Annotated in this window: 13 protein-coding genes; 5 read left to right on the forward strand and 8 right to left on the reverse strand. The window is 58.3% G+C overall.

The window, feature by feature from the left end; all coding sequences use genetic code 11:
• Nucleotides 1-15: 15 nt before the first annotated feature.
• Nucleotides 16-543, reverse strand: coding sequence for a hypothetical protein (locus tag AC2FIO_RS06950; protein WP_058278078.1), 528 nt, complete (start codon nucleotides 541-543; stop codon nucleotides 16-18).
• Nucleotides 544-662: 119 nt separating this feature from the next.
• Between AC2FIO_RS06950 and hemB the strand changes: the two genes are divergently transcribed.
• The 4 genes from hemB to AC2FIO_RS06970 all read left to right on the forward strand — a co-directional run bounded on the left by hemB (nucleotide 663) and on the right by AC2FIO_RS06970 (nucleotide 5,515).
• A complete protein-coding gene (gene hemB / locus AC2FIO_RS06955; protein ID WP_496696560.1) occupies nucleotides 663-1,661 on the forward strand; it encodes a porphobilinogen synthase in 999 nt (332 codons plus the stop codon).
• 142 nt (nucleotides 1,662-1,803) lie between these two features.
• A complete protein-coding gene (locus AC2FIO_RS06960; RefSeq protein WP_496696562.1) occupies nucleotides 1,804-2,376 on the forward strand; it encodes a lipid-binding SYLF domain-containing protein in 573 nt (190 codons plus the stop codon).
• 172 nt (nucleotides 2,377-2,548) lie between these two features.
• Entirely contained in the window at nucleotides 2,549-5,011 is a 2,463-nt protein-coding gene (locus tag AC2FIO_RS06965) for a penicillin acylase family protein (RefSeq protein ID WP_496696564.1), read from the forward strand.
• A gap of 108 nt (nucleotides 5,012-5,119) precedes the next feature.
• Nucleotides 5,120-5,515, forward strand: a complete 396-nt coding sequence (locus AC2FIO_RS06970; RefSeq protein WP_496696566.1) for an SgcJ/EcaC family oxidoreductase — start codon at nucleotides 5,120-5,122, stop codon at nucleotides 5,513-5,515.
• Between the two features lie 12 nt (nucleotides 5,516-5,527).
• Here the strand turns inward: AC2FIO_RS06970 and AC2FIO_RS06975 are convergent, their stop codons facing one another.
• The 5 genes from AC2FIO_RS06975 to trkA form a co-directional block, all read right to left on the reverse strand.
• The gene (locus AC2FIO_RS06975; protein WP_282168198.1) at nucleotides 5,528-5,812 is read right to left on the reverse strand and encodes a putative quinol monooxygenase; all 285 of its coding nucleotides are present in this window, start codon (nucleotides 5,810-5,812) and stop codon (nucleotides 5,528-5,530) included.
• Between the two features lie 18 nt (nucleotides 5,813-5,830).
• Nucleotides 5,831-7,102 carry a GTPase HflX gene (gene hflX, locus AC2FIO_RS06980; RefSeq protein WP_282168197.1) on the reverse strand — a complete coding sequence of 424 codons (1,272 nt, stop codon included), beginning with the start codon at nucleotides 7,100-7,102 and terminating at the stop codon, nucleotides 5,831-5,833.
• Nucleotides 7,102-7,341 (reverse strand): RNA chaperone Hfq, encoded by a 240-nt coding sequence (gene hfq, locus AC2FIO_RS06985; protein ID WP_005982826.1) that lies wholly within the window; start codon nucleotides 7,339-7,341, stop codon nucleotides 7,102-7,104. Before hfq ends, hflX begins: the two co-directional genes overlap by 1 nt.
• 126 nt (nucleotides 7,342-7,467) lie before the next feature.
• Complete coding sequence (locus AC2FIO_RS06990) at nucleotides 7,468-9,006, reverse strand: TrkH family potassium uptake protein (protein WP_496696568.1); 1,539 nt, start codon at nucleotides 9,004-9,006, stop codon at nucleotides 7,468-7,470.
• Complete coding sequence (gene trkA, locus AC2FIO_RS06995; RefSeq protein WP_109311769.1) at nucleotides 9,006-10,382, reverse strand: Trk system potassium transporter TrkA; 1,377 nt, start codon at nucleotides 10,380-10,382, stop codon at nucleotides 9,006-9,008. Before trkA ends, AC2FIO_RS06990 begins: the two co-directional genes overlap by 1 nt.
• 96 nt (nucleotides 10,383-10,478) lie before the next feature.
• On the opposite strand from trkA, the gene AC2FIO_RS07000 reads away from it, so the two are divergent.
• On the forward strand, nucleotides 10,479-10,961 hold the full coding sequence (locus AC2FIO_RS07000) for a hypothetical protein (RefSeq protein WP_496696571.1): 483 nt from the start codon (nucleotides 10,479-10,481) through the stop codon (nucleotides 10,959-10,961).
• A 12-nt stretch (nucleotides 10,962-10,973) separates the two neighbouring features.
• Here the strand turns inward: AC2FIO_RS07000 and ntrX are convergent, their stop codons facing one another.
• Both ntrX and AC2FIO_RS07010 read right to left on the reverse strand, forming a co-directional pair.
• A complete protein-coding gene (gene ntrX / locus AC2FIO_RS07005) occupies nucleotides 10,974-12,383 on the reverse strand; it encodes a nitrogen assimilation response regulator NtrX (protein ID WP_108858466.1) in 1,410 nt (469 codons plus the stop codon).
• Nucleotides 12,380-14,668, reverse strand: coding sequence for a sensor histidine kinase NtrY-like (locus AC2FIO_RS07010; protein ID WP_108858465.1), 2,289 nt, complete (start codon nucleotides 14,666-14,668; stop codon nucleotides 12,380-12,382). The genes ntrX and AC2FIO_RS07010 overlap by 4 nt, the downstream gene beginning before the upstream one ends.
• Between the last annotated feature and the right edge of the window lie 13 nt (nucleotides 14,669-14,681).

The following is a 14,681-nucleotide window of genomic DNA, read 5'->3' on the forward strand; positions in this document are numbered from 1 at the left end:
TTGCCTTTCTGATTCTCATCCCCCGAGAACGCCGATCGAGACGTTCTGGTACATACCCCAAAGTGACGTGATGACAATTGAGATCATGCCGATGATCTGCGTGTAAATCCTGCAGCGCACAAGGATTTTCGACACGCTTCCGAGCACCGGCTCGATGCCTTGCAACTTGCGCGCGGCGCGAATGTTGATCAGCATCACCAAACTCACCGGGAACAGCAACAAAAACACGGCCTGTGCAAATTCAACGCCATAATAGAAACCCAGCATCGCAAGCCCGGTAAAAAAGAAACAACTCAAGGCCAGTACAACGAGACCTGACATATCGACGATGTAAAGCAGCCTGTTGCCGTTGATCCGAACGATATCCAGCAGGTCCTGCTCGGACTGACCGCCAACACGACGGGCACGCACAAGCAGATCGTAGGGAACCCCCATCGCCCAGTGGCTGGCCGACGACCAGAGCACCGCCAACACAATCCAGTACCACAGATTCGAAAAGCTGCGCATGTCGATGAGTTCGAAAATCGAAGAGTGCAAATCCACGCATCAGCCCTTTGTTCATTGTCCTTGGGGCGTTCTTCGCGCAGGCGCGTCCAATGTTACCCTTGAGACCATCGGGAATTCATGCCACCCAATGCACGATTATTCAAGGAGAGCGCGACATGAAACCGACCATCGCCCCCTACCCCCTTACGCGATTTCGCCGGGCGCGCCAATCCGATGCCATTCGTGGGTTGGTAAGGGAAAACACGCTGACGACAGACGATCTGATCTGGCCGGTTTTTGTGCGCGACGGCGAAGGCATTGAAGAACCCGTTCCTTCAATGCCCGGCGTTGTGCGGCGCTCGGTCGATCTGATTGCCAAAGCCGCAGTCGAGGCACAGGCTATGGACATCCCGGCGATCTGTATCTTTCCTTATACTGATCCCAGCCTGAAAACCGAAGATTGCGCCGAGGCGTGGAACCCAGACAATCTGTCGAACCGGGCCATTCGGGCGATCAAATCTGCGGCCCCCGATATCGCCGTGATGACCGACGTGGCGCTGGATCCATATAACATCAATGGCCATGACGGCTATGTCGTGGATGGCGAGATCGTGAACGATCAGACCGTCGAGGCGCTGGTCAAAATGACACTGGCGCAGGCTGAGGCCGGGGCCGACATCATTGGACCCTCAGACATGATGGATGGCCGCATCGGGGCAATGCGCCGCGCGCTTGAGGGTGCCGGGCACCACAACGTGATGATCCTCAGCTATGCCGCTAAATATGCCAGCGCATTCTACGGCCCCTTCCGCGATGCAGTGGGCGCGTCCGGTGCGCTGACCGGAGACAAGAAGACCTACCAGATGGACCCGGCCAATTCGAACGAGGCCCTGCGCCTGATCGAACGTGACCTGACAGAAGGCGCAGACATGGTGATGATCAAACCAGGCATGCCCTATCTGGATATCTGTCGCCGCGTGAAAGACACGTTTGGCGCGCCAACCTATGCCTATCAGGTGTCCGGTGAATACGCGATGATACAGGCAGCTGCGCAGAACGGCTGGATTGATGGTGAGAAGGTCATGCTGGAAAGCCTGCTGGCCTTCAAACGTGCGGGTTGCGACGGAATCCTGACCTACTTTGCACCGCAGGTTGCTCGCGTTCTTCAAGGCTAAAACCCCGGGCGGTCGCGATTTTTCGCCGATTGTGAACGCTGTTGGGCCAGCTTTCCCGTGACACACAGGCGCAATCGGCGTATTCTTGCACACAAGATCGGGAACACCCGACACTTCAGGCAGTTTATACAGAGAAAAAAACATGAGCAGTTCCAACTCTCCCCGACTAAACCGTCGTGGCTTTGCGTTTGGCATGGCCGGGCTCACACTGACCGCTGCATGCGGAAACGGTGTAGGCAATTCCAATGCGGCCCAGATCGACGCCCGTGTGAACGTGACGCTGAACGAAATGTTCAGCAAGTACCCCAACACCGTCGAGATCGCCGAAAAAGCCGACGGCATGCTGGTGATGCCGTTGATCACCGAGGCCGGTTTCATCTTTGGCGGTGCCTATGGCCAGGGCGCGCTGCGCATCAACGGAGCAACGGTAGACTATTACTCGGCCCTATCCGGCAGTGCTGGTCTGCAGATCGGCGCGCAACAATATGCGCATGTCCTGTTCTTTATGACGCAGGACGCCCTAGATGACTTCCGCCGCTCCAGCGGTTGGACCGCAGGTGCGGATATCGGCTACGTCGTCGATGCCACCGGCGACTCGCTCTCAACCGACACAACCCAATTGCGCAAACCGGTACTTGCCGCCGTTTTCGGACAGGCCGGTTTGAAATTCGGCGCGACCGTCGAAGGCACCAAGTACACGCGCATTATCCCCTGATACCGAATACCACCCCCCCTTTGCCACGGACCCCGCCACATGTTCAAAACCATGTGGCGGGTTTTTTCATCTCAACATGTTAACTCAACGTTCGCGCGGCGTTCCTCTTTCGGTTGCCCGGTCCTTCCAGTAGGGTTCAGCCAATAATTTCTTATGGGGATATGGGGCGTTCATGGGTCTTGTCTTTCGCTGGCTGGTTCGGATTGCTACGGGCCTGATCCTGTTGGCCGTTGCGGCTGTGGGTCTTGTCTACTTCCTGGCCAGCCAGTCCCTGCCGGATTATGACCAGACCGTCGAAGTCAGCGGGCTGCGTGCGCCGGTCGAGATCGTGCGTGACACCGCCAATGTTCCGCATATTCTGGCCGAAAGCGACCCTGACGTATTCTTTGGCCTGGGCTATGCCCATGCGCAGGATCGCCTGTGGCAGATGACCGTGATGCGACGCACTGCGCAGGGCCGTTTATCCGAAGTGTTCGGCAAGCGCACTGTCCCTATCGACAAGCTCTTGCGCCGTTTTGACCTTTACAGTCTTGCCCACCGCTCGGTCGAGGAGCAGGACGATTACACCAAAGCTGCGCTGCGCGCTTATTCTGCGGGCGTCAATGCCCGGCTGGATGAGATCAATGAGAACGCATTGGGACGTGGCGCGCCCGAGATGTTCCTTTTCAACGCATCTGTATCGCCGTGGCAGCCCGGCGACAGCATTGCGATCATCAAACTGATGAGCCTGCAACTGTCTGGCCATTTGAAAGATGAGGTCCTGCGCGCCCGCACATCCCTGATGCTGAACGATCCGCAGCGGCTGGCCGATATCCTGCCAGACGTACCGGGCGCGGGTATTGCGGCGCTGCCGGAATATGCGTCTTTGTTCCCAGAACTGCCGCGCTATGCCGAAGGCACGCCAATGCCCGACACGCCGCTGTCACCATTCCCTAAACGCGGCTTGGCCGGGGCGTCGAACGCGTGGTCGGCCGCGCCCTCGCGTTCCGCGATCGGAGGCACCCTGCTGGCCAATGACCCCCATCTGGGCCTGACCGCACCCGGCATTTGGTACTTGGCGCGGCTTGAGCTTGCCAAAGGCGGTGTTATCGGCGCGACCATTCCGGGCGTTCCGGCGATCATGACGGGCCGCAGTGATAGGTTGGGCTGGGGTCTGACCTCGTCTTACCTGGACGATCAGGATGTTCACATCGAACAGTTGAACCCTGAAAACCCAGAAGAGTACCTGTCGCCTGATGGTTTCAAACGGTTGCGCTCTCGCCCCTCGATCATCGAGATCAAGGACGAAGCCCCCATCACCCTGACCCTGCGCTGGACCGACAATGGACCCGTCTTGCCCGGTAGCCACTACGATCTGGAAACGATCACCCCGCCCGGGCACGTTGCCTCATTGGCCTGGACCGCACTTAGCCCGCGCGACACGTCGATGACGGCTTCGATGGCTTTAATGAATTCGGACAGTGTGCGGGAAGCCATCGATGTGGCCGAGCTGTTCATTGCGCCGTCGCAAAACCTGTCGCTGGTCGACAAGGACACGATCGGCATGAAGCTGATCGGCGCAATGCCTGGCCGAGACATTCGCAACCAAAGCCGCGGCCGTATCCCAACGCCCGGTTGGTTGGCCGAGAACCTGTGGCAAGGCCGCTTGCCTTATGCAAACAACCCCGAATTCGTGACGCCAGCAGGCGGGATTCTGGGCAATACAAACAACAAGATCATCGACCGCCCCTTTCCCAACCACGTCTCATACGAATGGGGCGACACCCAAAGGGTGCACCGTTGGGAACGCCTGATGCAATCGCGCGAGGTTCACACCCGCGACAGCTTTATCGAAGCGCAACTTGATACCGTCAGCTTTACCGCCCGTTCACTTTTGCCGCTAATCGGCGCCGATCTTTGGTTTACCGGAGCCTCTGCGCCCGAGGGCACACCGGAACGCCAGCGTCAGGTCGCGCTGGCCCTGCTGGCCGAGTGGAACGGTGAGATGAACGAGCACCTGCCTGAACCGCTGATCTATGCCGCATGGTTGCGCGCGCTGCAAATCCGGCTGATCTCGGACGAGCTGGGGCCGCTGGCGGCCGAATACAAACATGTTGAGCCGCTGTTCATCGAACGGGTGTACCGCGATATCGACGGCGCGTCGGTCTGGTGCGACGTGCGTCAGAGCGCACCCGTGGAAACCTGTACCGACATGGCACGACTGGCGCTGGACGATGCGCTGATCTGGATCAGCGAGAAATACGGTGGTTCGCTGGAATCCCTGCGCTGGGGAGACGCCCATCAGGCCACGCATGACCACCCGGTTCTGGGCACGGTTCCCGTTCTGCGGTTCTTCGTCAACATCCGCCAATCCACCAGCGGCGGCGACAACACCCTGCTGCGCGGGCGGACATCGGGCGAAGGGCCCAACCCTTTCCAAAACGTCCACGGTGCGGGATATCGCGGTGTCTATGATTTTGCCGATCCCAACAGTTCGGTCTTTATCACGGCCACAGGTCAGTCGGGGCATTTCCTGTCGCGCTACTACGACGATCAGGCCCAGCTTTGGCGGCGGGGTGAGTATATCCCGATGTCTCTGGACATGGATCTGGCCCGCGCGGCAGCGGTCGGCGTAACCAACCTAACCCCGCGCTGATTTCACTGCTTCGGCAGGACCTTGCCCCTTTTGCAAGCTGCCGTGGACGCGCGCAGGTGTTTTCGCCTACGATCTGCAAGCCGACAATTCGGGACCTTGGGGGTACAGATGGCCAGTATTCGGGATATGATGAACAATCTCGCGCGCGATTACGCAATCGCGTGGAGCTCGGGCGACCCAGAGGCCGTTGCCGGCTTTTTTGCACCCGACGGGCAGATCACGATCAACCGGGGTGAACCAATTGTCGGCCGTTCCGCCGTCGCAGACATGGCGCGCGGATTCTACGCCGACTTCCCGGATCTGGAAGTGCGCTGCGACATGCTGCGTTGGGCCGGATCACACGCGATTTTTGTCTGGACGCTGGAAGGCCATCACTCAGAGACCGGCAACCACGTCGTCACGCGTGGTTGGGAAGAATGGGAATTGACCGCTGACAACAAGGTGCAAACGTCGCTGGGTTGGTTCGATGCTGACGACTATCAGCGCCAGATAGACGGGCAGTAGCGGACGCCCCGCCTAAACGCGCGTGATCTGGTAGTCGCGCGGAATGCCTTCTGTCACCTTGAACCAGGTCGAGGCTTTGGTTCGCGCCTGATGGGCGTCAAAGGCCGCTTGGTTTTCAAAAATTTCGTGTACGTTGAACCGACCGGGAATATCCGCGTTTTCTTTAACGTCGAATGTGATGCAACCCGGTTCGGCCCGAGTCAGGGCGATGTGGTCCGGCAACGCCTCCCGCACCTGTGTGACACGGTCGGCAGGCACCGAAATATGACCACGCAGAACCACCTTAACTTTTGCCATCGTGACCTCGCTTGTCGATCAAAGCGCGGCGAACTGCGCCGCTTGCTTGTCGGTCCACAATACGGTGATCTGAAATCCGTCATCCGTCTGCTCTTCGGATTGAACGACATCCTGACGGAACAGCCACGCACGCTTGTTGCCTTCGGCAAACGCCAGCGTCAGAACTGTCTCGTGCCGAACCCCTTGCAAATTAACCGCGATCTCGGCCAACAATGGTTCGATGCCTTCGCCCGTCACGGCGGAAATGGCAAAGATCGACGGGTCGCGGTCGGCCCGGGCAAACGTGGCATCGCGCTCATCTTCGTTCAACAGGTCGATTTTGTTCCAGACCTCAAGCCGGGGCCGTTCATCATCAACGCCCAACGAGGTCAAAATGGTTTCGACATCCCGGGCTTGCGCCTCGGTGTCTTCATGGCTGATGTCGCGCACATGCACGACGATATCTGCGCCCAAAACCTCTTCAAGTGTGGCGCGGAAGGCCGCGACCAGTTCGGTCGGCAAGTTAGAAATGAACCCCACCGTGTCCGACAGAATCACCTCGGGACCATCGGGCAGTTCAACCCGCCGCATGGTCGGATCCAGCGTGGCAAACAGCATGTCCTTTGCCATTACCTCGGCCCCGGTGAGGCGATTGAACAAAGTTGATTTACCGGCGTTCGTATAGCCCACCAGCGCAACAATCGGATACGGCACCTTTGCCCGAGCAGCACGGTGCAAGGTCCGGGTCTTGATTACCTTCTGCAATTGACGGCGCAGGCGCACAAGCTGATCGTCGATCGCCCTTCGGTCAGCCTCGATCTGGGTTTCACCGGGACCACCGACAAACCCCAATCCACCCCGCTGACGTTCAAGGTGGGTCCAGGCGCGAACCAGACGCGTACGCTGATAGCTGAGCGCGGCCATCTCGACTTGTAGCACACCTTCACGGGTACGAGCGCGGTCGCTGAAAATCTCCAAAATCAACCCGGTCCGATCGAGGATTTTAACCTTCCAAGCCTTTTCCAGATTGCGCTGCTGAACTGGAGTCACGGGACCATCGATCAGAACCAGCTCGACCTCGGCGTCATGAAACCGTTCGCCCAGCTCCTCGATCTTGCCGGTCCCGAACAACAGGCCTGGCTGGGCACGTGGCAGACGCACAATATCGGACCCGATCACATCCAGATCGGGCAAAGCGGCAGCCAGTGCCACCGCCTCTTCCAACGCCGGTCCAGGGACACGGCGCTGTTCATCTGATTTGATTTCCGGATGCAGCACCCAAGCCCGGGTGCGCGTCCTGTCGTGTTCCATCAAGAGGCGTCTTCGCCCTCATACAGGTTGATCGGCTGCGACGGCATGATCGTTGAAATTGCGTGTTTGTAGACCAGCTGCGACTGTCCGTCGCGGCGCAACAATACGCAGAAATTGTCGAACCAGGTGATGACACCCTGCAATTTCACACCGTTGATCAGGAAAATTGTGACCGGGACCTTTGCTTTCCGTACATTATTCAGGAACGCGTCCTGCAGATTCTGTCTGTCCGAAGCCATATTATTATAATCTCGCCATTGTTCTTGCTACGCGCTGCGGACCAACGCGCTCCCTCTGGCAGAGTATGGAGTGTCGTTAACCGATATTCCAGATGAAAAATAAGGTGTCGGCAAAGGTGAGGATTCTTAGTCTCGCCAGAGGGTTGGCGTAATCAGCGCAATGATCGCCAAAGTTTCCAACCGTCCGATCACCATCGCTGCACACATGGTCAGCTTTGCGCCCCAGGGCAAATCGACCAGACGGATGGGAACATCGGTGGCCAGTTCAATCAACGGCCCGGTGGTGCTGAGCGCCGCGACGCTGAGGACCATCGCCTGTTCAAACCCCGACCCCATCGCGGCCAGCAGCAGATTGAACAGTGCTGCGGTCAAGGCAAACATCATCAGGAAGATCCAGGCGATAAAGGCCCCGTCGCTTTGAATGCGACGGTTACCGCCGCCAATGCCACTAACGGATGAGGGATAGATCAACCGATCAATCTCGCGCGCGCCATTGAGGTACAGGGCAAAGACCCGCAACAGTTTGACCCCGCCCGCCGTTGTGGCCACCCCTCCTCCGATCAGGGCGAGACCCATCAGGATCAGCCCGGGGGTGCCAAGGCCGGACAATTGCTGCGCATCATTCCAGTTTGCGCTTTCGAATCCGGCTGTGGTCAGGAAAGACAACGCCGTAAAGATCATGCCCCAGATCACGCTAAGTGCCTGAAGCGGTTCCAACTGATTGCCGATTTCCAGAACGCCGGCCCAGACGCGCGCGAACAACAGTGCCGCGACGACACCCACAATCATCAGGCCAATCCGGAATTCGGGGTCTTGGTCCAGCCGGGAATAGCCTGTGGTTGCCGTATCGGTCGAAAAGGTCAGCCGCGACAAGGCGAAGAACAGGAACAGAAACAGGATCGCTTCGCCCGTTATTCCGGCCTGCGCCCCCTCCAGCCCGCCGACCGGAGATATCCCCGACGTGGCCATGGTTGACATGGCGTGACACACGGCAGTCAGGCCGTTTTCTCCGGCGATCAGCAGCAGGATCCATATGGTTGCGGTCAGACCGGTATAGACTGGTGTCAAGGTCCGGGTCACACGGATCAGACGGCCGCGGGGGTCGACCTCTTCGCTTTGTGCGACGCCCGACACCGGGCGACCGGGCTGGCCGCGCGCTGTAATCTCGAACCCACCCAGCGACAAGGGCGCCAGAATTGCAGCCGCAGCAATCCACATTAGCAAGCCACCCATCCAGCCGACCAAAGCACGCCACAGGTGCAGCGGGGCGGTCAGACGATCCGGGTCCGGAAACAGATCTGCACCGGTGGTGGTCACAGCACTGACCATATCAAAATACGCATTCAAAAAGGTGGTGGTGCCCAAGGCATCATGCAGCGGAATCGCCAGAAACAGCGGCAGGACGGTAAAACACCCCAGCAACACGGCCAGTTGCCCCAGCGTCCCACGTCGCGGCACCCGGTTTGATGCTGCCACAGCAATCGTTGATACCACGAACAGTCCCAGAAGGCCGGAGTAGAAAAAGGATCGCGACGTGTCGTGATCATCCAAGGCCAGCGCGTAAATCGCTGGAATCCACATCGACAACGCAGCGATTCCCGAGATCAACAGAAACAGCGGCAATCGCTGTATCAAAGTGATCTGTTGTCTCAGAGCGCGCGCCATCAGAAGAAATCAATTGAAACCTGCATCAGGCGCTCGACCTCGGGCACGTCCTTGGCCATCGCAAAGATTGCCACCACGTCCTTTTCGTCGATCCGCAGGCTGCCTGTCGGGCGCAAAAGCTCATCGCCTTTTCGTACAGCACCCACCAGAACGCCTTCGGGAAAATCGATATCCCGCAGCTTCTGTCCTGCCATGGGCGAGGTCGACAGCACCTCGGCCTCGATCACTTCCGCCTCGGCATCCCCGATAGAATACACCTGCCGCACCCGCCCGTGGCGAATATGGCGCAGGATCGAGCTGACAGTGGTTGCACGCGGGTTGATATAGGCGTCGATCCCCAGTGGGCCCATCAGGGCAACCATGCTGGGATCATTGATCAAGGCAATCGCCAAGGCACAACCTTCGGCCTTGGCCCGTACCGCAGCCAGCATGTTGGCGCGGTCGTCATCGGTGACCGCCAGCATCGCGTCGGCGCGTTCGATCCCGGCCTCGCGCAACAAGGCGGCATCCAGCCCGTCGCCATTCAGGACAATCGTCCGTTCCAATGTTTCGGCGGCTATTTCAGCGCTTTGGCGATCACGCTCGATCACCTTGGCGCGCACGCGGCTTTCACGCTCTTCCAACGTCCGGGCTACTTCCAACCCAACATTTCCGCCGCCCACAATTACCACGCGGTCCTGCTTTTTGTGGGTCTTTCCGAAAACCTCCATCGTGCGATCCACGTCTTTGACATTGGTAAAGACGTAGCATTCGTCGCCGACAAACAGCTGATCTTCGGATTCAGGCGCAAACAGCGTGCCATCGCGCCGAACACCAACGACAATTGAGCTGAGCGTCGAAAACAGGTCCGTGAGCTGCCGCAAGGGTGTGTTCACGATGGGGCAATCTTCGTCGATACGAATGCCCAGAAGCTGCGCCTGTCCATCCATGAACATCTCAGTATCAAAGGCGGACGGGGCCGAAAGGCGGCGCATGGCAGCGGCTGCGACTTCGCGTTCAGGGCTAATCACGACGTCGATGGGCAAGTGGTCACGACGGAACAGATCCGAATGGATCGCCTGCAAATACGATTTCGCCCGCAACCGCGCGATCTTGCGCTGGATGGAAAAGATCGAATGCGCCATCTGACAGGTGACCATATTCACCTCGTCCGAATGGGTCGCTGCGATGATCATATCGGCATCACGCGCGCCTGCACGCTCAAGCACGTCAGGATAGCTTGCAAACCCAGCAATCCCCTGAACATCCAGCGTTTCCGTTGCCCGACGCACCAGATCGGGATTGTTGTCCACCACCGTTACGTCATTCAGTTCGCCCGACAAGTGACGTGCGATCTGCCAGCCGACCTGACCGGCACCGCATATGATGACCTTCATGTTTCTGGCCCTTCTGCCTGAAATCCTTGAATGACAGATGCCCCTATAGCGGTCAATTGAATTGTCATTCAGACAAAGCTGGGGCAAGATAACCCTATGAAATCAGTGCTTCACTTACTAATTCCGCTGACTATCCTGTCCGCTTGCAGCGGCCCACTTTCACTGTATTACCGCGAAGGTGAAAGCGTGTCGCGCGCGCAGTCCGAGACCACGCAATGTCAGGTTAAGGCGGTAAATGACGTTCCCGTGGCTAATCAGGTGCGGCAAAACCCGCCCACATACTGGCCGGGACGCACTTATTGCGACAACCGTGGGCACTGCTATCGCTCGCCTGGTTGGTGGGAACCCGGGCGCGTGTATACGGTCGACGTGAATGCCGGTCTGCGCAATCAGGTCGAGGCCCAATGCATGGCTAAAAAAGGCTTTCGTCCGATCAGCTTGCCACCCTGCAAACAGAGCGTAAAGTCTCAGGTTCCACCTGCGCGCACAACGAAGCTGCCGCCGCTGGGAACCCAATCCTGCTATGTGAAGTTCGACGACGGCTCATTTCAGATAATCAACCCGGGTCAGGCAGGGTAATGTCCCGGCGGATTACTCCGCCGGTTCCGGTTCGTCGATCTGCGCCACCCGCGCCCCGGATTTGTTCGAGGTCACAACACCAAGCGATTTCAGCTTACGGTGCAGCGCGCTGCGCTCCATGCCAACAAAGCTGGCGGTTCGGCTGATATTGCCGCCAAAGCGGTTGATCTGGGTCAGCAGGTACTCACGCTCGAACGCCTCGCGCGCTTCGCGAAGCGGCAGGGTTGCCAGCGCACCGGACAATACCACGCGGCCCGAGTCGTCGGTTTTCTCTTCTTCGGTCGGCAATTCGCGGGCTTCAATCGGGCCCGTTCCATCGCCCAGGATCAGGACACGCTCGATCAGGTTCTTCAGCTGACGCACATTGCCCGGCCAAGTCATGGTCTGCAACAATGCCACCGCCTCTTCCGAGATCTCGCGAATTGGCAAGCCTTGGGATTCGTTGCACATTTCGATGAAATGCTGCGCCAGAACCGGAATATCCTCGCGCCGGTCCTCCATCGAAGGCACGGCGATCGGCACAACGTTCAGGCGGTGATACAGCTCTTCACGGAACCGGTCGGCTTCGATTTCGGCATCCAGATCGCGATTTGTCGACGAGATGACCCTGAGATCCACACGCACCTTGTCAGACCCGCCTACCCGCTGGAATTGCTGGTCGACCAGAACCCGCAGAATCTTGGATTGCGTACCCAAAGGCATGTCCGCCACTTCGTCAAAGTAGATCACGCCTCCGTGGGCCTCTTCCAGCAAGCCGGATTCGATCCCGCGTTCCGTTGACTCGCGCCCGAATAGCACCTCTTCGACGCGTTCAGGCTCAATCCCTGCGCAGTTAACGGTGACGAAAGGAGCGTTGGCGCGGTTGGAATGGGCGTGAATATAGCGGGCGGCAATCTCTTTGCCCGACCCAGCTGGCCCGCTCAACATCACGCGGCCGTTCGACTTGGTGACCTTGTCCAGCTGGCTCTGCATTGCCCGGAACGAGGCCGATTTGCCGATCATGTCCGAGTTGGTGACCTCGCGGCGTTTGAGCGAGGCATTCTCGCGGCGCAAGCGCGAGGTCTCCATGGCGCGGCGGATCACGACCATCAACTGATCGATGTTGAACGGCTTTTCGATAAAATCATAAGCGCCCTGCTTGATGGCGGCCACAGCAATTTCGATGTTTCCGTGACCGGAAATAATCACCACCGGCACGTCAGGGTTGTCGCGTTTAACCGACTTCAGGATATCGATCCCGTCCATACGGCTGTCTTTCAGCCAGATATCAAGGATCAACAGACCCGGTGGCTCGGAATTGATCGACGACATACACTCGTCCGAGTTTGCCGCCAGCCGGGTTGAATAGCCTTCGTCCTCCAGAATGTCGGACACCAGTTCGCGAATATCGCGTTCGTCATCTACGATCAGAATGTCGCTCATCTTTGGCCTGCTTTCAGTTTGTTAGTATGAATTGCCTGCTTTTGTGGCGCTGTAGTCTGGGAAATTTTGCCCCCCGGCAAACGGATCACGGCCATCGCACCGAAATGGTCCTGTCCGTCGAAAACGGGCGCGTCTTCCAGGGTCAGCGCTCCGCCATGTTCTTCTATGATTTTCTTGACGATGGGCAGGCCCAGACCCGTGCCCTCGTCGCGTGTAGTGACATAGGGTTCAAACAACCGCGCCCGATCTTCGGGCAGCCCTATGCCATTGTCCGCTATTGTAATGACCGTCCCCGCATCATCGTTGGAAATGTCCACTTTGATCTGTGGTTTCAAATTTTCTGGCGGGTCTTTTTTCTTAAGTGTTTCAATAGCCTCGCCCGCGTTCTTTATCAAATTCGTCAGCGCTTGGTTCAACATCGTCGCGTCTACATCCGCTAGGATGGGCTTGTCCGGTAGGGTCGCGTCGATCTGCACATCCGGCTGTCCGGCTTGCTGCAACAGAACAGCTTCGCGCACCAAGCCGACGACGTCTTCCTCACGCCGATCGGGTTCAGGCATCCGCGCGAATTTTGAGAATTCGTCCACGATCCGCCGCAGATCGTTGGTTTGCCGCACGATCACATCGGTCATGGATACAAGGCTGTCACAATCCTCTTCGTCCAGTTTGCGCGAGAATTTGCGCTTGATCCGTTCCGCGCTGAGCTGGATGGGCGTCAGCGGGTTCTTGATCTCATGGGCAATACGGCGGGCCACATCGCCCCAGGCCGCCATACGCTGTGCACTGACCAGATCGGTCACATCATCGAAGGCCACCACGTAGCCCTCCAGCCCTCCATCCTCGCCGCGCCGGATCGCCATTCGCACCAGTAAGTTTTCCAACCGCCCCTTACGCGTGACCTTAACCTCACCCTGCACGGCCTCTTGACCGCTGCCTTTCAGATTTTCGAATAAGGGAAGGAATTCGGGGACCGCGATGCCGATGGCCAATTGTTCTTCACCGCGCGACCAATCCAGAAGACGCTCGGCTGAACGGTTCACGAATGTGACACATCCATCCGAATCGACGCCGACCACACCAGACGTCACCGAACTAAGCACCGAATCGAACAGGCGGCGGCGGCGTTCGATCTGACGCGTATTTTCCAATAACGTGTCGCGCTGCCCTTTAAGTTGCCGCGTCATCTGATTGAAATAACGACCTAACATGGCGATTTCGTCATCGCTGGCCTCTTCGATGACCTGAACGCTCAGATCCCCGGCGCCGACCCTTTGTGCGGCTGTAGTCAGACGGCCAACCGGGCGCGACAGGCGTTCAGCGAACCACATCCCCAACGACATCGCGGCAAGGATCAGGATGACCGCAAAGCCCAGGTACAGGAGCCCGAACTCGAAAAGAACCCGGCCCCTTTCACTTTCAAGCTGTTGGTAGAACTGAACCGTTTCCTTGGTGTCATCCAGCAATTTCAGCAGTTCGCCATCCACCTCGCGGCTAACATACAGATATCGGTCCAGATAGGCCTGCAACGGCGCCAGCGCGCGGAACTCGTTGTTTTGCCAATCTGCAATGATCAGAAGGCCGCTGTCGGTTGCTTCAACCATCTGCTCCGGTGTCGGCGGTTCATAGTTGAACAGGTAAGACCGGTCGCCACGGGATTTGATTTCTCCACTGCCATCAATGACATAGGCCTCGCGCAAGCCCCGCTGAATCTGCGATTGTCCCTGTGCCAGAACCTCGCGCAGTTCTGCATCCGAGATGTAGAAGTCCAGCGTTCGCGCATTGTCGAGGAATCGGGAAAGAACGATGGCGTCCTGTGTCAGGCCGCTGCGGTGTTCAAGCTCATAGGCTTCGGCCGCCGACAGGGATGATCCGACAACCTGACGGACCCGATCCGAAAACCATCCCTCAAGCCCGATATTCACCGTAAGGCCGGCAAAGATCGCGACGGTCACTGTCGGCACTAGGGCCAGCAAGGTGAACGCACCGATCAGCCGCAGGTGCAGACGAGACCCGGCAGATTTTGCCCGGCGTGCAGCGATCAGGCTGAACACCTGCCCCAGAACAAGTGCTGCAACGACCAGCACATAGACCAGATCCGCCAGCAGAATCAGCCGCAGCGTGGGCGCTGCCGAACCCAAATCAAACGGACCGATGACCAGATATGTGGCCAACGCCAGAAGCGGCCCCAAAAGGACCAGCCCCAAGGTGCTAAAATTGCGCAGCTTTCGGGATTTCCGCCACCGATCAATCGATAGGATCAGCCCGCTCTGTGCTCGGGTTGCCACCGTCTGCCCTCAT

The sequence above is a fragment of the Ruegeria sp. CDSB086 genome (assembly GCF_059611065.1).